The 23133-nt window shown below is 45.4% G+C and carries 22 protein-coding genes and 1 pseudogene; 11 read left to right on the forward strand and 12 right to left on the reverse strand.

Annotated features, from left to right (window positions below; genetic code table 11):
• The first annotated feature begins 70 nt into the window (after positions 1-70).
• The gene (locus tag RBB45_RS19625; protein ID WP_009790913.1) at positions 71-214 is read left to right on the forward strand and encodes a small acid-soluble spore protein P; all 144 of its coding nucleotides are present in this window, start codon (positions 71-73) and stop codon (positions 212-214) included.
• 24 nt (positions 215-238) lie between these two features.
• On the opposite strand, the gene selA is transcribed toward RBB45_RS19625, so the two are convergent.
• Entirely contained in the window at positions 239-1663 is a 1425-nt protein-coding gene (selA, locus tag RBB45_RS19630) for an L-seryl-tRNA(Sec) selenium transferase (protein ID WP_306010232.1), read from the reverse strand.
• A gap of 96 nt (positions 1664-1759) precedes the next feature.
• Here selA and RBB45_RS19635 point away from each other — a divergent pair, with 96 nt between their 5' ends.
• Positions 1760-2131 (forward strand): Hsp20/alpha crystallin family protein, encoded by a 372-nt coding sequence (locus RBB45_RS19635; RefSeq protein WP_009790911.1) that lies wholly within the window; start codon positions 1760-1762, stop codon positions 2129-2131.
• Between the two features lie 66 nt (positions 2132-2197).
• Here RBB45_RS19635 and RBB45_RS19640 read toward each other — a convergent pair.
• Positions 2198-2377: pseudogene (locus RBB45_RS19640) on the reverse strand (Rdx family protein); the annotation flags it as partial.
• A gap of 344 nt (positions 2378-2721) precedes the next feature.
• On the opposite strand from RBB45_RS19640, the gene RBB45_RS19645 reads away from it, so the two are divergent.
• A complete protein-coding gene (locus tag RBB45_RS19645; RefSeq protein ID WP_224951943.1) occupies positions 2722-3462 on the forward strand; it encodes an arylamine N-acetyltransferase family protein in 741 nt (246 codons plus the stop codon).
• Positions 3463-3511: 49 nt separating this feature from the next.
• Here RBB45_RS19645 and RBB45_RS19650 read toward each other — a convergent pair whose 3' ends face one another.
• The 4 genes from RBB45_RS19650 to RBB45_RS19665 all read right to left on the reverse strand — a co-directional run bounded on the left by RBB45_RS19650 (position 3512) and on the right by RBB45_RS19665 (position 7553).
• Positions 3512-4462 (reverse strand): L-threonine 3-dehydrogenase, encoded by a 951-nt coding sequence (locus RBB45_RS19650; protein WP_009790907.1) that lies wholly within the window; start codon positions 4460-4462, stop codon positions 3512-3514.
• Between the two features lie 47 nt (positions 4463-4509).
• Entirely contained in the window at positions 4510-5700 is a 1191-nt protein-coding gene (locus RBB45_RS19655) for a glycine C-acetyltransferase (protein WP_009790906.1), read from the reverse strand.
• 620 nt (positions 5701-6320) lie between these two features.
• A complete protein-coding gene (locus RBB45_RS19660; RefSeq protein ID WP_248138286.1) occupies positions 6321-6641 on the reverse strand; it encodes an 8-amino-7-oxononanoate synthase in 321 nt (106 codons plus the stop codon).
• Positions 6642-6656: 15 nt separating this feature from the next.
• On the reverse strand, positions 6657-7553 hold the full coding sequence (locus RBB45_RS19665; RefSeq protein ID WP_248138285.1) for an HD-GYP domain-containing protein: 897 nt from the start codon (positions 7551-7553) through the stop codon (positions 6657-6659).
• 388 nt (positions 7554-7941) lie between these two features.
• Here RBB45_RS19665 and arcA point away from each other — a divergent pair, with 388 nt between their 5' ends.
• Entirely contained in the window at positions 7942-9171 is a 1230-nt protein-coding gene (gene arcA / locus RBB45_RS19670; RefSeq protein ID WP_306010233.1) for an arginine deiminase, read from the forward strand.
• Between the two features lie 31 nt (positions 9172-9202).
• Here the strand turns inward: arcA and pdxR are convergent, their stop codons facing one another.
• Complete coding sequence (gene pdxR, locus RBB45_RS19675; RefSeq protein WP_306010234.1) at positions 9203-10579, reverse strand: MocR-like pyridoxine biosynthesis transcription factor PdxR; 1377 nt, start codon at positions 10577-10579, stop codon at positions 9203-9205.
• Positions 10580-10685: 106 nt separating this feature from the next.
• Between pdxR and RBB45_RS19680 the strand changes: the two genes are divergently transcribed.
• Positions 10686-11234: a pyridoxamine 5'-phosphate oxidase family protein gene (locus tag RBB45_RS19680; RefSeq protein WP_306010235.1), complete on the forward strand. Its 549-nt coding sequence runs from the start codon at positions 10686-10688 to the stop codon at positions 11232-11234.
• Between the two features lie 61 nt (positions 11235-11295).
• Here the strand turns inward: RBB45_RS19680 and trhO are convergent, their stop codons facing one another.
• A complete protein-coding gene (gene trhO, locus RBB45_RS19685) occupies positions 11296-12261 on the reverse strand; it encodes an oxygen-dependent tRNA uridine(34) hydroxylase TrhO (RefSeq protein ID WP_224951934.1) in 966 nt (321 codons plus the stop codon).
• A gap of 231 nt (positions 12262-12492) precedes the next feature.
• On the opposite strand from trhO, the gene RBB45_RS19690 reads away from it, so the two are divergent.
• From RBB45_RS19690 to RBB45_RS19705, 4 genes are all read left to right on the forward strand, one after another.
• Positions 12493-14052 carry an ABC-F family ATP-binding cassette domain-containing protein gene (locus RBB45_RS19690; RefSeq protein ID WP_306010236.1) on the forward strand — a complete coding sequence of 520 codons (1560 nt, stop codon included), beginning with the start codon at positions 12493-12495 and terminating at the stop codon, positions 14050-14052.
• A 184-nt stretch (positions 14053-14236) separates the two neighbouring features.
• On the forward strand, positions 14237-14452 hold the full coding sequence (locus RBB45_RS19695) for a YuzF family protein (protein WP_094769227.1): 216 nt from the start codon (positions 14237-14239) through the stop codon (positions 14450-14452).
• 21 nt (positions 14453-14473) lie between these two features.
• Positions 14474-15364: a manganese catalase family protein gene (locus tag RBB45_RS19700; RefSeq protein ID WP_224951933.1), complete on the forward strand. Its 891-nt coding sequence runs from the start codon at positions 14474-14476 to the stop codon at positions 15362-15364.
• Between the two features lie 68 nt (positions 15365-15432).
• Positions 15433-16134 carry a DUF421 domain-containing protein gene (locus RBB45_RS19705; protein WP_022543820.1) on the forward strand — a complete coding sequence of 234 codons (702 nt, stop codon included), beginning with the start codon at positions 15433-15435 and terminating at the stop codon, positions 16132-16134.
• Between the two features lie 30 nt (positions 16135-16164).
• Here RBB45_RS19705 and RBB45_RS19710 read toward each other — a convergent pair whose 3' ends face one another.
• Genes RBB45_RS19710 through RBB45_RS19725 form a run of 4 tightly spaced genes read right to left on the reverse strand, consistent with a single transcriptional unit; the run spans position 16165 to position 20906 of the window.
• Positions 16165-17724 (reverse strand): fatty acid--CoA ligase, encoded by a 1560-nt coding sequence (locus RBB45_RS19710; RefSeq protein WP_224951930.1) that lies wholly within the window; start codon positions 17722-17724, stop codon positions 16165-16167.
• A 42-nt stretch (positions 17725-17766) separates the two neighbouring features.
• The gene (locus RBB45_RS19715; RefSeq protein ID WP_224951928.1) at positions 17767-18915 is read right to left on the reverse strand and encodes a thiolase family protein; all 1149 of its coding nucleotides are present in this window, start codon (positions 18913-18915) and stop codon (positions 17767-17769) included.
• Positions 18916-18944: 29 nt separating this feature from the next.
• The gene (locus RBB45_RS19720; RefSeq protein WP_371931629.1) at positions 18945-20096 is read right to left on the reverse strand and encodes an acyl-CoA dehydrogenase family protein; all 1152 of its coding nucleotides are present in this window, start codon (positions 20094-20096) and stop codon (positions 18945-18947) included.
• 42 nt (positions 20097-20138) lie between these two features.
• Positions 20139-20906 (reverse strand): 3-hydroxyacyl-CoA dehydrogenase, encoded by a 768-nt coding sequence (locus RBB45_RS19725; RefSeq protein ID WP_009790890.1) that lies wholly within the window; start codon positions 20904-20906, stop codon positions 20139-20141.
• 210 nt (positions 20907-21116) lie between these two features.
• Here RBB45_RS19725 and RBB45_RS19730 point away from each other — a divergent pair, with 210 nt between their 5' ends.
• Positions 21117-21968, forward strand: a complete 852-nt coding sequence (locus tag RBB45_RS19730; protein ID WP_009790889.1) for a DegV family protein — start codon at positions 21117-21119, stop codon at positions 21966-21968.
• A gap of 102 nt (positions 21969-22070) precedes the next feature.
• Entirely contained in the window at positions 22071-22817 is a 747-nt protein-coding gene (locus RBB45_RS19735; protein WP_306010237.1) for a metallophosphoesterase family protein, read from the forward strand.
• Positions 22818-23133: the final 316 nt, after the last annotated feature.

Here is a 23133-nt window from a genome sequence, read left to right on the forward strand (position 1 = left end):
CAGTCAGCAGGGAAAATATTCGGTATAAAAACAACTGCAAAAAACATCCTAATGTTAGGAGGGATGGCAAATGAACAAAAACGACAGCAAAGATATGCACAAAAATGCCCCAAAAGGAAATAACCCGGGTCAGCCTGAACCGTTAAGCGGCTCCAAGAAAGTAAAAAACCGCAACCATACAAGACAAAAGCATAATTCAGGGCACGACATGTAAGGTCCTGCAGAAGAAGGCCTGTCCCTACTCGGGAGACAGGCCTTTTGCAATCCTGCCCAGACAGGCAGAAATGATTTCTGCTTCTTCTTCGGAAACGGTCCGAAGATCGAATATCGTTTCTTCCTGGCGAATTCTTGCAATGATGGGCGTTCCCTGATGCTCCCTTAGCCTGACAGCCAGATCATCAGCTGAAATGCCGGGCATTATGATTGCTGCCGCATAGGTCGGCAGCTCCACATCCGGCATTGTGCCCCCGCCGACCATGCTGGTGCTTTCCATCACCTTCACTTCAGAGCCGGGGCACAGCAGACGTACAGCTTCGGCAAATGTTTCTGTTCTCACCTTGATTTCTTCCTTGTCAGCAAGCATATCCCTTATGACAGGAATTCCTAATAAGGTTTTTTCGTCTTTTATATAAGCCGAAAGCGTCGCTTCCAAAGCCGCCAGTGTCATCTTATCGACTCTTAGAACTCTTGCCAGCTGATGCTTCTTGAGCTTATCGATCAGTTCTTTACGGCCTGCGATGATGCCTGCCTGGGGCCCACCCAGGAGCTTATCACCGCTGAACGACACGATGCTTGCGCCGGCTTTCAGCACCTCGCTTACCACAGGCTCTTCCCCGATTCCATGCTTGCTGTAATCATACAGAACCCCGCTTCCGAGATCTTCGTAATAAATCAGCCCGCTCTTTGAAGCTTCTTCTGCCAGTTCACTGGCAGAGACACTTTTAGTAAAGCCCATGATCTTGAAGTTGCTCGTATGCACCTTCATCAGCATTGCGGTTGCCTCAGTCACTGCTTCCTGATAATCCCGGAGATGGGTTTTATTCGTTGTTCCCACTTCTACCAGCCTGGCCCCGGATTCCTCCATGATGGATGAAATTCGAAAAGAACCCCCAATTTCAACAAGCTCTCCCCGGGAAACAATGACCTCGCTGTCAGAAGCCAATGCCCTCAGAACGAGGAATACGGCAGCCGCATTATTATTGACGATCATCGCCGCTTCTGCACCCGTAATATCCTTTATCAAACCTTCCACGAGGTCATGGCGGGATCCCCTGCTGCCTTTTTCCAAATTGTATTCTAGATTGGAATAATTCCTGGCAATGCTGGCCATATGTTCAACAGCAGTCTCTGACAGCCTTGCTCTTCCTAAATTGGTGTGAAGAATGGTGCCTGTTGCATTGATTACTTTTTGTAAGGCAAAGCTGTATTTTTGCTCAGCGGCAGCTTCTACATCATTAAATAAACGGGCCAGAAATTCCGGGCTTCCCGGTTCAGGGCCGCTGTACCTCTCTAAGATAATCGCCTGTCTTACTGAGTCAAGCGCCATCTTGATCAGTTCGGCAAATCGTGCAGGCTCAAGCCCCAGCCTTTCCTGCAGGCTGAGCGCCCTTTCATCCCTCTGCAGCTCGTGTACAGGGGGAATTTGTCTGAGAATATTGTTCACTTTTGTAATCCTCCAGCATATTAATTAGAAGTATTATACCATTTTCACCCTGTGCGGTTCTAATGAATATACTGGTCGCAACAAGGGGGCATTATTATGGGAAGAAACAGCGAAGATAATCCATTCAAGGAAATGGAAAAATGGCTGGAGCACTTCTTTCTTGATCCGCTGACATCTTATCTTGATCAGTCGGCATTCCGGATCGACATTTTTGAGACAGATGCGGAATATATTGTGGAAGCTCTGCTGACAGATTATACAGCGGCGATGCTTTCTGTTATATTAAACGGCCATGAGCTGATCATCAGGGCTGAGAAAGATAAGGAAACAGTCAGCCGGGAAGTCGATTTTCCATTTCTTTTAACAGACAAACAGGTCACCTCCCGATTTTCCTGCGGCATACTGGAAATTTTCATTTCAAAGACCAGTAAAGGATCCGGCAAAGATCGCAGGGTGCCTATACAATAACCGTCCATCTAGAAGTTAACCATAACGGAAGCCCCGCTTTAAAAGAAGGCGGGGCTGTTTCTATCGTCATTTCATTTTATCAATGATTTCCTGGCTTTTAGGAAAGACGCCTGTTTCAAGCTTTGAATAGATTTTGCTTCCATTCACCGTCACTTCAAAGGCGCCGCCTGAACTGGGGACCAGCTCCATTTTACCTATTTCAGACCGGAAATGATTAAAAAGGTCCTCCGCGAAACTCGCGGCTTTTGGTGCGTAGTTTCACATCATGCAGAATTCAACCTTTACTTCATAATTTGCCATCAGTGCTGCCTCCTCTCCTGATTCTGTTTGCTGTTATTGTAGTACAAGCATGCAGGAGCCTGCAACCTTGCTGTCCTTCTCCTTAAAGAAATTCTGGCTTCAAGCAGTAATCAGCGTACTTTTTGGAACCCGCGCCCTCCAGATTCAATTCAACAAGGCTAATATGGACCAAACACACAGCAGGCATTAAAAGATCCTTATATCGGACAACATGTTAAAATAATTATAAGGGCCAGCCCGATGCGTATAAATTTAAGTGTATTAACTATAGCATAGTAGGTGAAAACGATATGAATATAGACCGCTACCTGGCCAGGATACAGGCCGATAAAAAGGAGACGGGGCTTGATGCTCTGGCACAGCTGCAAAAAAGCCATATGCAAAGGGTACCTTTTGAAAATCTCGATGTCATCAGGAAGGTCCCGATCAGATTGGATACAGATCAGTTTTACAAAAAAGTGGTGGAAAACAGCAGGGGCGGTTTCTGCTATGAGCTGAACGGCCTCTTCCAAACCCTTCTCTCAGAGATGGGCTATAGCTCTTCCCTCATCTCCTGTACTGTCAAAACACCTGCCGGATGGGCCAGGGAAAACAGCCATGCTGCCATACTTGTCTATCTTGACCAGCCCTATTTGACTGATGTAGGCTTCGGGGACTCAGCAAGGCAGCCTATCCCGCTTGACGGCACTGAAAAGGAGGATGCAAGCGGGAATTATAAAGTCAGGGCTCTGGGAGACGGCCGCTATGATTTGATGCATAATAACGGCGGGGAATGGCAGATTAAGTACCGGTTTTCTGATAAAAAAAGAAGCCTCGATTTCTTCCAGGATTCCTGCGAATTTAATCAAACATCAGCAGAATCGCCATTCACCAAAGATGATATCATTACTATCGCATCAGAGAACGGTCGAATCACGCTTTCAGGGAACACGCTTGTAAGAACAGAAAACGGAGAAAAGATTAAAACAGATTTAGACAAAGGTGCAAAACGGGAGGCGCTGAAAGTGTTCTTTGGCATCACAGAGGCATAGACGTTCAATAAAAAAGCTGGCGAGATGGTCTCCTGCCAGCTTTTTCACTTTATTTTACTGTTGTAACTTTCAGCTTTTCCAGCATATCTGCCGTCATTTTAGCAAGATCGTATTCAGCCTTAAAACCCCATTCATCTTTTGCTGCCGTACAATCAATAGAGTTGGGCCAGCTGTCAGCAATCGCCTGGCGGACAGGATCCACTTCATAGCTGAGCTCAAATGAAGGAATATGCTGACGGATAGCTTCAGCAATCTCTTCAGGCGCAAAGCTCATTGCCGCAACATTGAATGAGTTGCGGTGCTTGAGCCGGCCTGCATCAGCTTCCATCAAACTGATAATCGCATCAAGGGCATCCGGCATATACATCATATCCATATAAGTCCCTTTGTCGATATAGGAAGTGTACTTGCCTTCTTCGATCGCTTTATAATAGATTTCTACAGCATAGTCGGTAGTTCCGCCGCCTGGAGGAGTCACATATGAAATCAGGCCGGGGAAGCGCAAGCCTCTCGTATCCAGGCCGAATTTATGAAAATAATAATCGCAAAGGAGTTCGCCGGCAACTTTATTGACCCCGTACATGGTCGTTGGACGCTGAATGGTGTCCTGCGGAGTGGAATCCTTAGGTGTAGACGGGCCGAAAGCGCCAATTGAGCTTGGCGTAAAGAACTGGCTGTTCAGTTCCCGTGCAGCTTCCAGTGCATTCATAAGCCCGCCCATATTTAGGTTCCATGCAAAAACCGGATTTGCCTCAGCCGTCGCAGACAGCAAGGCTGCCATATGGATGACTGTATCTGCATTATGCTTCTTTGCTGTATCAAACATAGATTTAGCATCCGTAACATCCACGATTTCAAAAGGGCCAGACTGGGCCGCCTCAGAATCATTCCTTCGGATATCTGTTGCAATGACATTATCGGTACCATATATGTTTCTAAGCTTGATAGTCAGCTCTGAACCGATCTGGCCAAGAGCACCTGTAATAAAGATCTTTTTCATCGTTTTCCTCCACCTGAATCCGTCGTTTCATATCTATATTTTGAATCTTAGATAATACCCATTTCCTTGCCGACCTTCTTATAGATCGAAAGTGCCTGATCCAGCATATCCTTTGTATGCGCGGCTGTCGGCATGTTGCGGACGCGCCCAGTGCCCCGCGGAACAGTCGGGAACACGATTGATTTAGCATAGACACCTTCATCATTCAATTTTTTGCTGAATTCCTGGGTAGCCACTTCATCCCCGATGATGCAAGGAGTGATAGGCGTTTCACTGTCTCCAATATTGAAGCCGAGCTCCTTCAGCCCTTTTTTCAGATAATCGGCATTTTCCCAAAGCTTCTCATTCAGCTCAGTGCTTTCCATTAGGATGCTGATGGATTCGATGCATGCAGCTACATCAGCAGGTGTAAGTGAAGTCGAAAATAGGAATGGACGGCTTCTCACTTTCAGCCAGTCAATCAGCTGTTTCTTGCCGGCCACATATCCGCCGACAACACCGATGGCCTTGGAGAGCGTACCAATTTGGAAGTCCACTTTATCGGATAAGCCAAAATGCTTAACTGTACCTGCACCTTTGCCGAGCACACCAGATCCATGTGCATCATCAACATAAGTGATCAGGTCGAACTCTTCGGCAATTTCCACGATTTCAGGGAGCTTCGCAATATCTCCATCCATGGAGAATACTCCGTCTGTGATTACCATGACTTTATTATATTGTCCTGACTCTGTCGCTTCCTTTGCTTTTGCACGCAAATCTTCCATATCTGAGTGATTGAAGCGGATGATCTTTGCGCGGGACAGCCTGCAGCCGTCAATGATGGAAGCATGGTTCAGTTCATCGGAAAGAATAGCATCATTTTTGTCCATGACTGCAGAGATGGCAGCCATATTACAGTTAAAGCCTGACTGGTAAGCGATGGCTGCTTCTGTATGCTTGAATTCTGCCAGTTTTTCTTCCAATTTGATATGGATATCCATTGTGCCGTTGATTGTCCTGACAGCACCTGCTCCTACACCGTATGTATCAATTGCTTTTTTGGCAGCACTTTTAAGCCTGTCACTGGTAGCAAGGCCCAGGTAATTATTAGAGGATAAGTTGATCAATTCTCTGCCATTTATTTTAATCATGGGTCCGTTAGGGCTTTCCAGCGGGTCAATTACATTGTAAAGGCCCCTGCTTTTAAGATCCTCGAGATTTTCATTTAAAAAGCTATCCAAAGTTTTGCTGGACATATAGATCCCTCTCTTTATATAGAATAGAATGTCATCTGCAAACAAACAACTGTACTCCTTGGATGGACATTTCATGTCTGAAAAAGACTTATGTATCAAGGAGTTCCTTACTAGTTACTTTAACATATTTGATGAAATTGTACACTTGAAAAGGACAAAACAGCAGGTACTTTATTTTTCCCGGGAGGAGTGTATTTTAGTTTAAAAATAAAAGAAGGAAGCCTTTAAGCTTCCTAAAAATTGGAGAATCATTTTTAATTAGGATGTCGGTGGCTTAGCTTATCAACTTTGCTGCTGATTTCCGTTCCTGGCCTTCGCTTTCCGCAGGGCGGCGCTGAGCCTCCTCTTCGCTATGCTCATGCGGGGTCTAAGCTTTGCCGCTATTTCCCGCAGGAGTCTGCGTGCCTTCCACTACAATTAACAGGGTTTACAAATGTTTTTCTTATGTAAAATCAAAGCAGTTATGCAGTTATAATGAGGGAACAGCCATTGAAAAAAATTCTTACTCTAACATAGGATAGTTTTTTATATTATATTTGTTTACCAACTGTTAGTTTTAGGATTTCTTGAAAATTATCTTTCAATTAAAAAAACTTGCCTAAATTCAGGCAAGTCTCTTCTTAATATTGTGGTACTGGAGGATCAAATCCTAAAACTTTTTCACCGTCAACAGTCAGCCATACATAATAATGGTCGATTTCAGTTTTAAGGAGTTTTTCAAGCTTTTTGATAATTCTCTCTTGTGCTTCAAAAGTAATCTGAGCTGTTTCTTCTCCAAGCTCAATGCCTTCTAATCCAAGCATGTCAGCAATAGCTCTTGCTTCATCGTAAGATACCTCTACATACTTGTCGTACTCAGGCAGATAAGCTGCTTCTGCAGGCTTAATGCTGAAAACTGCACCAATTAAGAGTGCCATGACCAAAACACTGATTTTTTTCATTACTTTTCCCCCTTTTTAAATCTTGTCTTTCATTTTAAGGAATATATCTACAATGTACGGATTGTACATAGTTCCTTTGCATCTACAAATTTCTTCAAATGCCTCTTCTTTCGTTTTTCCTTTGCGGTAAACCCTGTCGCTTATAATGGCATCATAGGAATCTACTACAGCTATAATAGAAGCTTCAATGGAAATATCTTCGCCTTTAAGTCCATTCGGATAACCTTTTCCGTCATATCTTTCATGATGCTGCTCCACTATTTTCCCTGCCTGAACTAAGATTGGCAGACCAGTCTGCTCAAGGATTTCCCGCCCGAACTCGGAATGCTTTTTCATGATTTCCCATTCCTCGTTTGTCAACTTCCCTGGCTTTCTCAGAATCTCAAGAGGTATTTTCAACTTGCCAACATCATGCAAAAAGGAAGCTATATTTAAACTCATCAGCTGTTTGGAGTTAAAGCCCAAATATTCGCCAAACAACATGGACAGCTTATTAATCCTGCTGCAGTGGTCAACGGTGTATCCATCTTTTTCTTCTATAGATACAGCCAAATCCATTAGGTTTTTTGTTATCATGCTGTAATGGTGGAAAACCGGCTGTGATGTAACGTATAAGAATTCTGTCGTTTCTTCAGCCTGAAAGTAATAATGCTCCTTGACAGGAATTTTATAAAAGGAATCTCCAGCTTTATACGATTTCTTGGGATTGTCTGATTGGAGAATCAGCTCCCCTGAAAGAATATGTATAAATTCCATAGCATTCCAGTCTTCCTGTGGTTCAAGGCCCCATCTCGTATCGGCATGCAGCTTATGATAAATAACTTCTGTACCATCGCCAGATGCGAGGAGGGAGATCTGCAAGCCTTTCATGTGGACTGTTTCAATGAAACGATCTTCATTTATAATGCCCACTGTGTTACCCTCATTTCTATTTCTAAGATTGCTGTCGAAACAAGAAGAAAAGAATGTCAAATCTTCTTCTATTCTCCAACATTATAATACATAAAGTTAAATAGTAATATAGAGAATTAGAAAAATAAACAAGAATTTACATATTTTTTTTGGTAAATACTGAGAAAGTCCTATAAATAGCGCAGCGGCGCTCTCTTAACTATCAATCTTTGCTGCTGCGGGTACCAAAAGGCGCCGTGGTTTCGTGGTTTCATTGGCCAATCGCTCATCACCCTCTGAATAATCATACAAAAAATTGATTAGTTTACTCACATTACTTTAAAGGAAAATGAACAGTACACATGAAATCAGCCAAACTGGCTCGTATACATATTTGGAGGTTATATAAATGAAGCATCCGTTACATGTTACTTCGGAAATAGGAGAGTTGAAGTCGGTCCTTCTGCACAGGCCCGGCAAGGAGGTAGAAAACCTTACCCCTCAATACTTAAAAAGGCTGTTATTTGATGATATCCCCTATTTGCCGGCGATTCAAAAGGAACATGATTATTTTGCAGGAGTTCTGAGCAATCGGGGCATTGAAGTGCTTTATCTTGATAAGCTGATGACAGAAACGCTTGCACAGCCTGAAATCCGCGGCCGGTTCACAGAACAGATCCTGATGGAAAGCCAGTCCAATGTGAATGGCTCTTTTGAGGCAGTCTCTGAATATTTGAATTCACTGCCGGCAGATGAACTAGTGAGGAAAGTAATGGCCGGGGTACGGAAGAATGAAATTGATTTAAAAGAAAAAGTGCACCTTCATGAAATCATGGCGGATTCTTACCCATTCTTCCTTGATCCGATGCCAAATTTATATTTCACAAGAGATCCTGCAGCAGTCATTGGCAAAGGTATAACCATTAACAATATGAATGAACCGGCCAGAAGACGGGAATCCATTTTCATGGATTATATCATCAAGCATCACCCCCGCTTCAAAGAGCATGATATCCCTGTTTTCTTTAATCGGGATGAACATTATACACTAGAAGGCGGAGACGAGCTGGTGCTGAGCAGGGAAGTCGCTGCCATTGGTGTCAGTGCCAGGACATCTGCCCAGGGAATTGAAAAGCTGGCAAGGGAATTATTTGCCCGCCAGGAGGATATAAAGAAGGTAGTAGCTGTCGAAATCCCTAAATCACGGGCATTCATGCATCTGGATACAGTGTTCACCATGATTGACCATGATAAATTCACCTACCATCCTGCAATTGAATCCAGCGACGGGAAAATGAAGATATATATTCTGGAGCAGGGGAACTCTGGTGATCTGAAAATTACCGAAAAGGACAGCCTTGTAGAAACACTTAAAGAAGTCCTGAACCTTCCTGAGCTGGTCCTCTTGCCTTGCGGAGGCGGAGATGTTATTGCAGCAGCCAGGGAGCAATGGAATGACGGCTCCAATACCCTGGCAATTGCCCCTGGAGTAGTGGTTACCTATGACCGTAATTATGTTTCCAATGATATGATGAGGCAAAATGGCATCGAGGTCCTCGAAATCATGAGCTCTGAACTTTCGCGCGGCAGAGGCGGCCCTCGCTGTATGAGCATGCCGATTGTCAGAGAAGAACTATAAAAGGGCCTGGATGGCCCTTTTCTTTTGCTGTTTAATCAATCCAAGCCTCGCTAAGAAGCTTAATTCCTTCAGCTATTTCTTCGGGAGAAAGTCCTCCAAACCCCAGCATTATCAAGTCATCACCTTCTCCACCTGCCCAATACTGGTTCGCGGGATACACTTTTACGCCTTTTTTGGCAGCCTTGGCAGCCAGCTCTTCACTCTTCCTCCCTTCCAGCTTTATGAGGATATGAAGCCCTGCCTTTTGCCCAATCACAGCGGCTTTATGTTCCATCATAGAACTTACCGACTCCAGCAGTACTTTATGCTTTGCCTGATAAAGGACTCGCATTTTCCGGATATGCTGGTCAAAGTCCCCTTCCTTCATAAAACGTGCTGCAGCTTCTTGGATAATGGGAGCGACTGGCTGGCTGTACAGGCTGAAGTCCCTTTTATAGCCAGCCATAAGGGCCGGCGGCAAAACAATATAGCTCAGACGGGCAGCAGGAAGAAAGGATTTGGAAAGAGTTCCAAGGTAAATGACGCGATCATTAGGATCCAGACTTTTAAGCGGCGGAATCGGCTGTCCCTGATATCTGAACTCGCTGTCATAATCATCCTCCACAATATAACCGCCAGTTTCCGCAGCCCACTTCAGCAGTTTCAGCCGTTTATTGATTGAAAGGACCATACCCAGCGGAAATTGATGGGAAGGTGTCACATAAACCGCCTTCGCCCTCTTTTCTGCAAGCTCTTCAACACTGATTCCATCTTCCTCCACAGTGACTGGCTCTACTATTCCCCCTTGATGCAGCAGCACTTTCCCCACCCCGTCATAGCCTGGATTTTCCATCGCTATCACTTCTCCGCGAAGCTCGAGTATGCTCATAATCACTGAAATGCTGTTTTGGGTTCCTGAGGTGATGATGATTTGTTCTGGAGTGCACTCTATACCCCTGGATCTGTACAAATACCCTGTCAGCTCTCTCCTTAGGGAAAATTGGCCTTGCTTGTCTCCATATTGCAAAAGAGAGAGATCAAAGGCTGCTTCAGACAGGGCGTTTTTCCATCTTCTGGCTGGAAAAGCTACTGCATCAATATGGCCATATTGGAAATCTATCTTGGGTTTTTCCAGCTCTGCTTTTAATATAACAGGCAATTGTTCTTTCTCCTGCTTCAATGGAAATTCATCTAATTTGTTTACAATGATCCCGCTCTTCGGCCTGCTTTCGGCATAGCCTTCTGCCAACAGCTGCTGATACGCCTTTTCCACTGTATTTTTGCTTACGTCCAGAAATCGGGAAAACCTGCGGATGGAAGGAAGCTTTTCCCCTGGCTTTATTTTTCCTGACTCGATTTCCGACTTGATATACTGATATAGCTGAACATATAAAGGCATCTGGCTTTCCCTGTCTAAAAACGGCGTCATGCGGCACTCCCATCTGTCCCCTTAAGATATTATAAATCTGTCACTTTTAAGGCGGTCACATATACATTAATCTGAATATATCACAAATTCCTAAGGAGTGGAGTAAATGTTTCCAATGCGCCAATCAATGCTTGAAGTCAAAGGTCCGGAGAAAATCAGCACCTTCCTTAAGGGGGCCAGAACAGGATATCTTGGACTCAATGACAGTTCTTACCCTTATGTGGTGCCTCTTAATTTTATTTGGCAGGATGATTGTATCTATTTTCATGGAGCTTCTGAAGGAAGGAAAATGGAGCTGCTGCAAAACAATCCACATGTCTGCTTTACGGTAAGCGAAGATTTCGGCACACTTACCGACCCCGTCCCCGCAAAAACAGATACAGCTTATATGAGTGTCATGATATTTGGAAAAGCATTTGTGCTATCCGATATAGATGAAGCAACTATGGTTATGCAGAACATGCTCGACAAGTATGTACCCGGCTACTTCCAGGCACCGCTGCCAAAAGCCCATGTAGATAAATACCGTTCTTCGCTAGGAAGCAGGACAGCAGTTATAAAAATCTGTCCTGATGCTATAACAGCAAAAGGTAATTTTGCCGAAGAAGAAAGGAAGTACTATCCAGGCAAAACAGCAGCTGCCGATCTTAAGTGAAGAACAGTTTGGCCCAATTTTTAATATAAAAATGACGTGCAGCCTCCTGCACGTCATTTTATCAAGATTGAACAGCTTCTTCTTCAAGTTTCTTCATTCTCTCAGCCACTTCTTCTTCTGAAAGGTCATGTTCGCTGATATAGCGGTTGCGAGGGTGCACCCGGCAATCATGGCTGCAGCTCCGCAGATATTTATGCTCATTTTCTTCAGAGCTCAGGATTTGCTTATTGCATTCGGGGTTTGCGCACCTTACATATCTTTCGCAAGGCTCGCCTGTGTAATAGTCACGGCCGACGATGACATGCTCCTCCTGGTTGACAGGAACACTGATCCGGTCATCGAACACATAGCATTGGCCATCCCACAGCTTGCCGCGCACCTCAGGATCTTTACCGTACGTTACGATGCCCCCATGCAGCTGGCCGACATCCTCAAATCCTTCTTTAAGAAGCCACCCGGAGAACTTTTCGCAGCGGACGCCTCCAGTACAATAGGTAAGAATCTTCTTGCCCTCAAACTTATCTTTGTTTTCCTTGATCCATTCAGGAAGCTCACGGAAATTTTGGATATCCGGCTTAATTGCCCCCTTGAAATGTCCAAGGTCGTATTCATAGTCATTTCTCGCATCGAGGACGACAGTATCCGGGTCCTGCATCTTTTCAAAAAACTCTTTTGGTTCTAAATGTGTCCCTGTCAGCTTTAATGGATCGACATCATCTTCAAGGCTCAGGTTCACAAGTTCTTTTCTGACTCTGACGCGCATTTTTCTGAATGCATGCCCTTCTGCCTCATCAATCTTGAACACTGTACCTTTGAATAATGGATGATTGTCCATCATGTCGATATAGGCCTGTGTCTGCTCAACCGTGCCTGACACGGTGCCATTGATGCCCTCTTCAGAGATCAGCACACGTCCCTTAAGGCCGATGCCGTTGCAGAAATTCAAGTGTTCTTCTCTTTGTGCCGCAGGATCTTCTATATGAACATATTTGTAATAAAGCAAAATTCTATATGATTGTGTATCCATGATTTTTTCTTTCCTTTCCAGACCGTATGCAAGATTCTGTTCCGGCAGGCAGCCCCTTACCGGATTTTTTAAACCTATTCCATTATAACAGCCAAATAAAGGGTGTCAAAAACATTGTTTCCCGTAACCCGTAATAAATGGGCTGCTTCTAATGGTAATTGGAATCCTTCGCTATTGTTTTTTAGTATGATGAAATAATGGATTAGACATGCAAAGCGAGGAATATAAACGATGAGTTTATTAACTGTAGATCATTTAAGCCATACTTTTGCTGATAGAACTTTATTCAAAGATGTGTCCTTCCGTCTTCTCCAGGAAGACCATGTTGGCCTTGTAGGCGCAAACGGAGTCGGGAAATCGACTCTTATGAACATTATAACCAATCAGCTGATCCACGACAGCGGTAAAGTGGAGTGGACTCCCAATGTGCATTACGGCTATTTGGACCAGCATACAATTCTTACTCCGGGCAGGACAATGCGCGATGTGCTGAAGGATGCTTTCCTTCCACTATTCGAGCAGGAAAAAGCCCTGAATGAAGTGACAGCAAAAATGGCTGATGCCACTCCTGAAGAGCTTGAAGAGCTCCTTGAGCAAATGGGTGAAATCCAGGACCGTCTCGATGCCGGCGGGTTCTATTCCCTTGATATCAAGATTGAGGAAGCAGCTCGCGGCCTTGGCCTGGATGCAATCGGACTTGAGCGTGACGTTGCTGCACTGAGCGGCGGACAGCGTACAAAGGTTCTTCTGGCCAAGCTTCTCCTGGAGCAGCCTCAGGTCCTTTTGCTTGATGAGCCGACCAACTATCTGGATGTAGAACACATCCGCTGGCTCACCGGCTACCTGAAGGAATATCCTTATGCATTCATGCTGATTTCCCATGATACAGAATTTATGAATTCTGTATCAAATGTCATTTTCCACCTGGAATTTTCAAAGCTCAGCAGATATACCGCGAGTTATGATAAATTCCTTGAGCTTGCTGAGATCAATAAAAACCAGCATATCAATGCCTATGAAAAACAGCAGGAATTCATTAAAAAGCAGGAAGATTTCATTTCTAAAAATAAAGCCCGCTATTCAACAACAGGCCGTGCAAAAAGCCGCCAAAAGCAGCTTGACCGGATGGAACGGATTGATCGTCCTGAAACTGCTGTTAAGCCAACATTCGAGTTCAAAGAGTCCAGAAGCAGCAGCAGGTACGTGTTCGAAGGGAAGGATTTTGATATCGGTTATTCCGAGCCGCTCCTTCCAAAACTGAATATGACAGTTGAACGGGGAGAAAAAATTGCGATCGTTGGCTGCAATGGAGTCGGGAAGTCGACGCTGCTGAAAACAATGCTTGGCAAGATTTCCCCTCTCAGCGGAAAAATCGAGCGCGGAGACTTCTTATTCCCTTCTTATTTTGAACAAGAAGTAAAAGCCGGCAACATCACTCCGATCGATGATGTATGGAGCGAGTTCCCAAGCCTCGACCAGCACCAGGTCCGCGCCGCATTGGCAAGATGCGGATTGAAAAATGAACATATTTCCCGCCCGCTGAAACAATTGAGCGGAGGCGAGCAGGCGAAGGTCCGCCTTTGCAAGCTCCTGATGAATGAAAGCAATTGGCTCTTATTCGATGAGCCGACAAACCACCTGGATATTGCAGCAAAAGAAGAACTGAAGCGTGCGCTGAAAGCTTATAAAGGCACTGTTGTGCTTGTATGCCATGAGCCAGACTTTTATAAAGACTGGGTAACTAAGACCTGGGACGTTGAAGAATGGTCCCAAAAAATGAATCAGGCATAAACATTCCCCCCCTGCTGTGAAAGCATGGGGGTTTTTTATTAACTCCTTCCACTCCCTTTTATTTTCCCACACGGCGGCTGCCAAAGGTAACTCCATCCGCCTGTCCTTCTTTCATGGACATATTCTGAAACTTCCTTCACGCTCATAGGCTTATGATAGATTTTGGCGAAAAGGAGCTGAAAAGATGGACGGAACAGCAGTTTCTTTTAATTCAAGCTTCGATCCTTATGTATACCAGGCCGCCCTTACTTTAATAGGTGATTCTGTAACAGTGCAGACCACTCATGGATCTGTAAGGGGCGTCTTGATTAATGCCCTGCCGGACCACCTGGTAGTCGAGTCTGCCAGTACACCATTCTATATCCGCATTCAGCAGATTGTCTGGATTTTTCCAGGCTAACAACCCAGTGGAGGGAAAAATATGTTCAAGAGAATAAACAGGCTGGCAATTGAACTCCCTGAGCCTTCTCACGGTGACATGAATGCTGCAGCTGCCGTCCAGGAACTGCTTGGAGGCAAGTTTGGCGAAATGTCTACTCTCAATAACTATATGTTCCAATCCTTCAACTTCAGGAGTAAAAAGAAGCTGAAGCCATTCTACGATCTGGTCGCCAGCATAACCGCAGAAGAGTTTGGCCATGTGGAACTGGTGACAAATGCAATCAATCTGCTCTCGAAAGGAAATACCTTTCCTGGTGATCCGGATATTGCACCGCTTCAGAACGGGAAGGATGCACGAAACACTTATCATTTTATAGCCTCTGCCCAGACTGGCCTTCCCGGCGACTCAATGGGAAGGGCATGGACCGGGGACAATGTGTTCAGCAGCGGCAATCTGGTGCTGGATCTTCTTCATAATTTTTTCCTGGAAGTCGGTGCCAGGACACATAAAATGCGCGTTTATGAGATGACAGATCACCCTGTTGCAAGGGAAATGATCGGCTATCTTCTGGTCAGGGGAGGTACACACATATTAGCCTACGCAAAAGCGCTCGATATCGCGACTGGCGTCGACTTAACAAAGATGCTGCCCATTCCCGACTTAAGCAACTCCCGATTTGATGCAGCGCGGAAGTTTGAAGAAAAAGGGCTCAGCAATGTTCTTTATACATGGAGTGACACGGATTTTAAGGGAATAGGCCAGATTTGGAAAGGGTCAAATCCGGAAAACGGCGAGCCGCTGAAAGTCATTTACGGTACGCCTGAAGGCGGCCCGGTACCTGATCTTGATGAGCTCCCGGAAGAATTTGCACCTGGCATTACAAAAGATGATTATGAAAGGATCGCCAAACGGCTGCTGGAGGGACTTTAAAAAAGACTTAAATGGATTATAACCGGGAAAACTGACACTATCCTTTTTTAGCGTTGGGAGAGGTCAGATTGTTTCTGTTTATAAAAATTCTGGTATTATACCTTGTAACTATTGCAATCATGCGGCTGATGGGGAAGTCTTCCATTGTACAGATGACACCCTATGACCTTGTCGCCATTATCATTGTCGGCACTGTCGCATCCGAACCCTTGATCAGCACAGAATTTTGGCCTACCATTGGCTCCCTGGCCATCCTGGTTGTGCTTCATATCTGTTTTTCTTACTTAACCTTAAACCAGATTGGGAACAAATTCTTTCTGGGAGAGCCATCTATCCTGATTAAGGATGGAGAAATCATTGAAGATCAGCTGGAAAAAGCGCATTTGTCAGTCTCACAGGTTTTATCGATCCTGCGGAGCAAAGGATTTCCCAAAGTTTCTGATGTTGAGTATGCTGTACTGGAACCAATCGGGGAAATCAGCGTAATTCCCAAGACGGAAAATACCCCTGTTACTGTCGAGCATCTCAACATTAATATTGAAGATGAAGGCCTGCCTGTTTCTGTCATAGTCGACGGAAAGATTCAGCTCAGAAATTTAAAGCTTCTGCATCTTTCAAAAGATTGGCTGACAAAAAAACTGGATGAGAACAGCCTTTCAGCTAAAGACATCCTCTATGCTTTTGTAAATGAAAAGACAAAGACCCTGATTGTAAACAAAAGAGGAAAAGGCAAACTAACGATCAAGGATCACCGCAGACAGGAAAAATAGGAGCTGCCTTTTTACAGGCAGCTCCTATTTTCACGATTGTGCTGATTGGGACAGTTCACTCCTCAACACAAATTTCTGCAGTTTCCCGCTCGCGTTCCGCGGCAGGCTTTCACAGAAAATGTATTTTCTCGGCCGCTTATAATTGGCAAGCCTGCTGCTTTCCTTGCACCAGCTGTCCAATTCTTCCTCTGATACAGAAGGGTCTTTTTTAACAACGAATGCCGTCACAGTCTCTCCCCACCTGTCATCCGGCTGGCCGATGACTGCTGCGTCCAGGACTCCGCTATGTTCAAACAGGACATCCTCAATTTCCCTCGGGTAGATATTCTCTCCGCCGCTGATGATCATGTCATCCACCCTGTCCCTTACCCATAGGTAGCCATCTTCATCTAAAGCACCGATGTCCCCTGAATGGTACCATCCTTTATATAATGCTTTTTCTGTTGTTTCTTTCATATTGTAATATCCCTTCATCATGCTGGGACCTTTGACAATGATTTCTCCTGCTTCCCCTGCAGGAAGGATATCTTCGGGATCTGATGGCCCGTTATCGTTCGGCCTGACAATCCTGATCTCATGATTCAGGCAAGCCTGGCCGGCAGAGCCTGCTTTTGAAAGCTGATCATGCTCAGAAAGGAATGTGATGGCCGGTCCCATCTCTGTCATTCCGTAAGCCTGGACCAATAAGATACCAAGCTTCTCCCTGCACAGCTTAACAAGTGCCGGGGCCATCGGCGCAGCCCCGTACAAGCCAAGTTTCAGGCTGTCCAGGCAGTAAGCCATAAGATCTTCCTGCAATATCATATTCCACATAGTCGGAGCAGCGAAAAACTTAGTGATTCCCTCCTCCTCTATCAGCTGCAGCACCTTTTTAGGATTGAATTGATGGAGGATGATATTTCCAGCCCCTACATGGACGCGGGGAAGAAAGGCGCAATGCAGCTCTGCACAATGAAACATCGGTGCAGTGACCAGCCCTTTGTCAGAGGGTTCAAGCTTTGTCGCTGCAATAACCGTCAAGCTCTGTTCAGCCATATGCCTGTGTGTATGAATGACTCCTTTAGGCCGGCCGGTCGTTCCGCTTGTATACATGATCGCATAATCATCATCTTCACTGACATCAGCAAAAACCGGGCTGTCAGAGGCTTGCGAGACTTTTTCATCAAATGAGGCCGCATAGGAAGGCGGCTCCTCATCAATATACCAGAAAGCTGTTGCAGGAAATTGTCCTTCAAGAGCGGAAACCACTGGTTCAAGTGCCTCTTCGTAAATTAGAACCTTCGGGCTGGCATCTCTAAGGATATATGCTGCTTCTTCAGCCTGAAGGCGGAAATTGATTGGATTGAAAACGGCCCCGATTTTAGCACAGGCGAAAAAGACTGCCGCCAATTCCTCTGTGTTATATAAAAAAACAGAAACCCTGTCCCCCTTGCTGACACCTTCAGCAGCGAGCGCATGTGCGACCCGGTTGATGCGCAGATTCCATTCACTATAAGTGTATCGCCTGTTCTTCCTGACATCGTACACTGCCTCTTTTGCCGGAAATTTCATTACAGCAAGATCCAAAATCCTTCCTATCGTCACTGTCATGGCGTACCTCCTGAATATATTTATCAGCACCTTACCAGTCTGTCACAAGCGTTCTATGATGGTCGCATTTGCCATTCCATAGCCTTCGCACATTGTCTGCAGCCCGTACCTCCCTCCTGTCCTTTCCAGTTCATAGATCAGCCCTGTCATGATCCTTGCGCCGCTTGCTCCGAGCGGGTGGCCGAGTGCAATGGCTCCGCCGTTTGGATTCAGCTTAGCAGGATCGGCTCCAGTCTCCTTCAGCCACGCAAGAGGCACTGAAGCAAAGGCTTCATTCACTTCAAATATATCAATATCCCCGATTGAGAGCCCTGCTTTTTGCAGCGCCCTTTCCGTTGCCGGAATCGGCCCTGTCAGCATTAGGGTCGGATCTGATCCTACCACCGTTCTTGTAAGGATACGGAATCTCGGACGAAACCCAAGACTCTCTGCCTTCTCCCTTGACATGATCAAAAGGGCAGCTGCCCCGTCGCTTATCTGGCTGGAATTGCCTGCATGGATCCTGCCATTCTCCATGAATGCCGGCTTCAAGGTTCCCAGCAGCTCAAGTGATGTGTCCTTCCGCGGTCCGGAATCCTCTGATGCAATAAACATTGTCCCATCATCCTGCAGCGCCTTAATTGGGGCAATCTCACTTTGGAATTTGCCCTCTGCCTGTGCTTTCAGCGCTTTCTCGTGGCTTTCAAGAGAATATTCATCAAGCTGCTGTCTGGAGAATCCGTATTTTTCTGCGATTCTCTCTGCTGAAAGGCCCTGGTGGATCATCTCATGCTTCCTTTTAAGATTTTCACTTAATTTGGCTCCCTGAAAGCTGCTGCCAATCGGAACACGGGACATGCTCTCCACTCCGCCGGCTATGACGATATCCATATCCCCCGCGAGTATTGCCTGCGCTGCAAAATGGACTGCCTGCTGGCTTGAACCGCATTGCCTGTCAATGGATACACCAGGTACCTCAACAGGAAATCCGGCAATCAAAGAGGCAATCCTCGCTATATCACCTGCCTGCTCACCGGTTTGGCTGACACAGCCCATGATGACATCATCAACTAAAGAAGGATTGAGGCCCGCCCTCTCAGTCAGCTCTTTCAATATGAAAGCTGCAAGCTCATCTGGCCTTATATTCTTCAGTACGCCATTCTTCTTTCCTATCGGCGTCCGCACAGCTTCAGCAATAACAGCTTCCCTCATCGGCCAATCTCCTTTCTATCAGCATATTCCTAAAGGCCAAGCCCTTTGGCTATGATGGATTTCATGATTTCATTGGTACCGGCATAAATGCTCGCAACCGGAATATCCCTGTACCTTCTTGCAATCTCATACTCTTCCATATATCCATAGCCGCCATGAAGCTGAAGGCATTCAGCTGCTATCCTTCTGGCATTATCAGTCAGCTTCCATTTAGCCATAGAAACTTTTTGCGTGATATCCTTGCCTTCCATATGCTCCTTATTCAAGGTGACGAGGAAGCTTCTTCCCATCTCGATATCAGTGGCCATTTCTGCCATTTTAAATTGGGTGTTCTGGAAATTTCCCACCGGTCTGCCGAAGGCCTCCCTGCTTTTCACATAAGATAATGTAAGCTCCAGCATGACTTCAGAAGCAGCTTGTGCAGCAATGGCAACTACAAGCCTTTCCTGCTGCAGCTTTTTCATCATATATTGAAACCCTTGCCCTTCTTCTCCAATCAGATTTTCTTTAGGAACAAGACAGTCTTCAAAGATTAGCTCAGCCGTATCCTGAGAATGAAGGCCGATTTTATCCAGTTTTCTCCCCCTCGAAAAACCCTTGCATCCCCTTTCTACCGCAAGCAGGCTGATTCCCTTATATTTGGGGACCGCTTGAGGATCTGTTTTGCAGGCGACAATAACCAGATCGGCGTGCATCCCATTTGTGATGAATGTTTTTTGCCCGTTGAGACGATAATAATCACCTTCGTCAACAGCTGTCGTACTGATCCCTGCAAGATCGGAACCTGCACCAGGTTCTGTCATCGCAATCGCTGTAATAATGTCACCGGAAGCACATTTGGGGAGCCACTTATCCTTCTGTTTTTCAGAGCCAAATTCAGAAATATAGGGCACGGCTATGTCATTATGCAGGCCTATACCAACCAGTCCTGAACCCACTCTTTCCAATTCTTTATTAATAACGACGGAAAAACCCCAGTCAGTTCCGCTGCCTCCGTATACTTCATCTAAATCAGGACAGAGAAAACCCTGCTCTCCCATCTTCCTCCAGAAATCCCTTGGTATAAGCCGCTCTTGCTCCCATTGACCGTAGAAGGGATAGGCTTCCTTCTCCAGAAATTTCTTTAAGGCCTTTTGAAAAATCTGATGTTCCTCTTTAAGAAATCCTGTTTTTATAACCATGCTCCTCTCCCTTAGAAAACGCTTACATCAATAATTAATATCTCACTTCGGCTGCATGCGGATTGCCCCGTCAAGCCGGATGGTCTCTCCATTGAGCATCGGGTTTTCTATTATACTTTGTGCCAGCAAAGCAAATTCCTCTGGAAAGCCAAGACGGCGGGGAAACGGGACCGTTTTGCCAAGTGCAGACTTTGCTTCCTCAGGCAAAGAATCAAACATGGGAGTATGAAACAGGCCAGGGGCAATTGCCATCACCCTAATGCCGTATTCAGCCAGTTCCCTGGCAATCGGAAGGGTCATGCTTGCCACGCCTCCTTTGGAAGCACTGTAGGCTGCCTGCCCGACCTGCCCTTCAAAGGCAGCAACAGAAGAGGTGCTGATAATGACTCCTCTTTCCCCTCCTTCATCTGGTTCATTATTCTTCATCTTTTCTGCAACCAGCCGGATCATATTGAAGGTGCCAATCAAATTGACTGATATTACTTTTGAGAATAATTCGAGATCATGTACCCCCCTTTTGCTTATTACCTTTTGCCCCGCTGCAATGCCTGCGCAGTTAATGCATACGTTTATGCTACCAAACCTCTCAATGGCTGAGTTGAAAGCTTCGGACGCTTGATGGGCATCTGTAACATCTGCTTTGACAAACAGGCAGCTGCTGCCAAGCTCTTTTTGAATGCTGCTGCCCTTGTCACCGGACATATCAACAATGCAAACCCTGCCTCCCTTCTCTATGATCCTTCTTGCTGCAGCCTCGCCCAGTCCTGATGCACCGCCAGTTACAACAGCTGATATGTTTTTCATATGCATTCGGGCAATCCTCCTTTTTAAAGAATATTCTGAATATATAATTCTAGCTACCTGCTGAATTCTCCTTTTTCTTCCTATAGAATATTGCTATTTCCTTTGTTTAAAGTTACCATTGGCGTTCACAAAACTTTTGAAACATTCATAGAGAAGTTCGTGTATAATGAAATGGCTTACAACAGCACTACAATCTTTCTGTAAAGGATATGTTAAATGACAAATAAACGAATTGCTTGGATTACAGACAGCACAGCATTTATCACCAAGGAGCTTGAGCAGCATCAGGATGTTTATGTAATGCCTCTTACCATTGCATTTTCATCGGGCACCTATGAGGATGGGATCGATTTATCCTCTGATGATTTATATATGAAACTAAAAGCTGAAAAAGAAGTTCCGAAAACATCACAGCCTTCTGTCGGCAAATTCGCCGAGCTGTTTGAAAAATTAAAAGCTGATTATGACTGTGCAATCGCTGTCCACATCTCTTCCAAATTGAGCGGCACCCTGAACAGCTGCATGCAGGGCGCAGAGATAGCAGGCTTTCCAGTTGAAACAGTAGACTCAAAGATGATGTCTTATATCATTACCGGCCTGCTGAATAAGGGGATCGAGCTTCAATCCCAAGATACGGACTGGAAAGAAATTGCCCAAACACTAAGGCTTGAAGCCAATCAGTTTGAGAATTATATTCTGCTGGGCAATCTGGACCAATTCTACAAGGGCGGAAGAATGTCCGGGACTCAGTATCTCCTGGGAAGCATACTAAAAGTAAAGCCGATTATCCACGTTGACCGGAATGGAGAATTCCAGCTTTTTGATAAGGTGCGTTCGGAGAAAAAAGCCGTACGGCGCATGATAGAGCTTCTTGAAGAATCTGCAGAGAAACACAGAATAAAACAAGTACAGATCATGCATGGCAATGTCCTTGAAAAAGCACAGGAAATTGAAAAAGAGATTTTAACCAGATTTCCTGAAATGGGTACCTTCATCGGGGAAATCAGTTCAACAATTGCTGTGCATGCCGGGGAAGGCACCGTTGCTGTCGTCTGGCATTTTGAATAAACATACTGCACCTTCCGAACAGGAATCTTCTTGTTTTGGGAGGTTTTTTTTATGGAAAAAGCGAAACTATTAGAATGAGATGCAGCAAAGGGAGATGAACGAATGAGCATTGCAGTAATTTCAGATATACACGGAAATATCACTGCACTCGATCGGGTGCTGGGTTATTTAGAGGAGCGGAGGATCGACCGGATCTTTTGTCTCGGCGACCTCGTCGGGAAAGGGCCGCATTCAAAGAAAGCGATAGCGCGGGTTCAAGAAAAATGTGAAGTAGTAGTGCGCGGAAATTGGGATGACTTTATCCAGAAGCCGGCCGATTTTCCTGATCTTCAATGGCATCAGGAACAAATCGGCAAGGAAGGAATGGACTATTTAGGTACCCTTCCTTTTCATCATGACTTTATGATGAGCGGAAAATATATCAGACTTTTTCATGCTTCCGCTAAAAGCATTTACCACCGGGTAGTGCAGATGCGCCACCCGATTGAGGAACGGGAGGCTATGTTCGGGGCAAGTGATTTCATTGACGAAGATAAAAGGGAAATCATTCCTGACGTAGTCGGGTATGGAGATATCCATGCTGCTATGCTGGAGCCGATTGATCCCAAAAAGGTCCTGTTCAACACTGGAAGCGTCGGCAATCCGCTTGATGTGCCGGAAGCCTCTTTTGTTATCCTGCATGGTACATATCTTTCGGAAGAGCCGGCCCCTTTTTCAATCGAAATGGTCCGCCTTCCTTATGATATTGAAAAAGAAATCAGCATGGCCCGCGAGATGGGCATGCCAAACCTTGAACCCTATGCTCTGGAACTGAGGGAGGCTATTTATAGAGGCAGGCAGAAGGCTTAGGCTGGATAAAGAAATGTCTGCTGGAGCTAAGGGAAGTTTATATTTGTTGGGATGTAGATATTGAACTCCTTGGCAACAGTCGGGAAAACTACCAAGGTACGGATGTTGAACTTAATAATGTTTCCAAAGGATATAAAAAGAGAGTAAGGATTGCGAAAAATAATAGAAACTGAAACTCTTAGCTTGCAACGTATTATTGCACATAAATTTTAAAAACCCTGTTGCTTGGAGTGGAAGGCACGTAGACTCCTGCGGGATTGCAGCGGCAAAGCTGAGATTCCGCAGGAGCGGCAGCGACGAGGAAGCTCAGCGCCGC

It is taken from the genome of Bacillus sp. MMSF_3328, from assembly GCF_030733525.1.
Classification (GTDB): domain Bacteria; phylum Bacillota; class Bacilli; order Bacillales; family Cytobacillaceae; genus Bacillus_AB; species Bacillus_AB infantis.

What these genes read in the sequence shown, in the direction of transcription:
- RBB45_RS19625 (WP_009790913.1), top strand. Translation starts at nt 71, where the DNA reads ATGAACAAAAACGACAGCAAAGATATGCACAAAAATGCCCCAAAAGGA.
- RBB45_RS19635 (WP_009790911.1), top strand. Translation starts at nt 1,760, where the DNA reads ATGGGAAGAAACAGCGAAGATAATCCATTCAAGGAAATGGAAAAATGG.
- RBB45_RS19645 (WP_224951943.1), top strand. Translation starts at nt 2,722, where the DNA reads ATGAATATAGACCGCTACCTGGCCAGGATACAGGCCGATAAAAAGGAG.
- RBB45_RS19650 (WP_009790907.1), bottom strand. Translation starts at nt 4,462, where the DNA reads ATGAAAAAGATCTTTATTACAGGTGCTCTTGGCCAGATCGGTTCAGAG.
- RBB45_RS19655 (WP_009790906.1), bottom strand. Translation starts at nt 5,700, where the DNA reads ATGTCCAGCAAAACTTTGGATAGCTTTTTAAATGAAAATCTCGAGGAT.
- RBB45_RS19660 (WP_248138286.1), bottom strand. Translation starts at nt 6,641, where the DNA reads ATGAAAAAAATCAGTGTTTTGGTCATGGCACTCTTAATTGGTGCAGTT.
- arcA (WP_306010233.1), top strand. Translation starts at nt 7,942, where the DNA reads ATGAAGCATCCGTTACATGTTACTTCGGAAATAGGAGAGTTGAAGTCG.
- pdxR (WP_306010234.1), bottom strand. Translation starts at nt 10,579, where the DNA reads ATGACGCCGTTTTTAGACAGGGAAAGCCAGATGCCTTTATATGTTCAG.
- RBB45_RS19680 (WP_306010235.1), top strand. Translation starts at nt 10,686, where the DNA reads ATGTTTCCAATGCGCCAATCAATGCTTGAAGTCAAAGGTCCGGAGAAA.
- trhO (WP_224951934.1), bottom strand. Translation starts at nt 12,261, where the DNA reads ATGGATACACAATCATATAGAATTTTGCTTTATTACAAATATGTTCAT.
- RBB45_RS19690 (WP_306010236.1), top strand. Translation starts at nt 12,493, where the DNA reads ATGAGTTTATTAACTGTAGATCATTTAAGCCATACTTTTGCTGATAGA.
- RBB45_RS19695 (WP_094769227.1), top strand. Translation starts at nt 14,237, where the DNA reads ATGGACGGAACAGCAGTTTCTTTTAATTCAAGCTTCGATCCTTATGTA.
- RBB45_RS19700 (WP_224951933.1), top strand. Translation starts at nt 14,474, where the DNA reads ATGTTCAAGAGAATAAACAGGCTGGCAATTGAACTCCCTGAGCCTTCT.
- RBB45_RS19710 (WP_224951930.1), bottom strand. Translation starts at nt 17,724, where the DNA reads ATGACAGTGACGATAGGAAGGATTTTGGATCTTGCTGTAATGAAATTT.
- RBB45_RS19715 (WP_224951928.1), bottom strand. Translation starts at nt 18,915, where the DNA reads ATGAGGGAAGCTGTTATTGCTGAAGCTGTGCGGACGCCGATAGGAAAG.
- RBB45_RS19720 (WP_371931629.1), bottom strand. Translation starts at nt 20,096, where the DNA reads ATGGTTATAAAAACAGGATTTCTTAAAGAGGAACATCAGATTTTTCAA.
- RBB45_RS19725 (WP_009790890.1), bottom strand. Translation starts at nt 20,906, where the DNA reads ATGCATATGAAAAACATATCAGCTGTTGTAACTGGCGGTGCATCAGGA.
- RBB45_RS19730 (WP_009790889.1), top strand. Translation starts at nt 21,117, where the DNA reads ATGACAAATAAACGAATTGCTTGGATTACAGACAGCACAGCATTTATC.
- RBB45_RS19735 (WP_306010237.1), top strand. Translation starts at nt 22,071, where the DNA reads ATGAGCATTGCAGTAATTTCAGATATACACGGAAATATCACTGCACTC.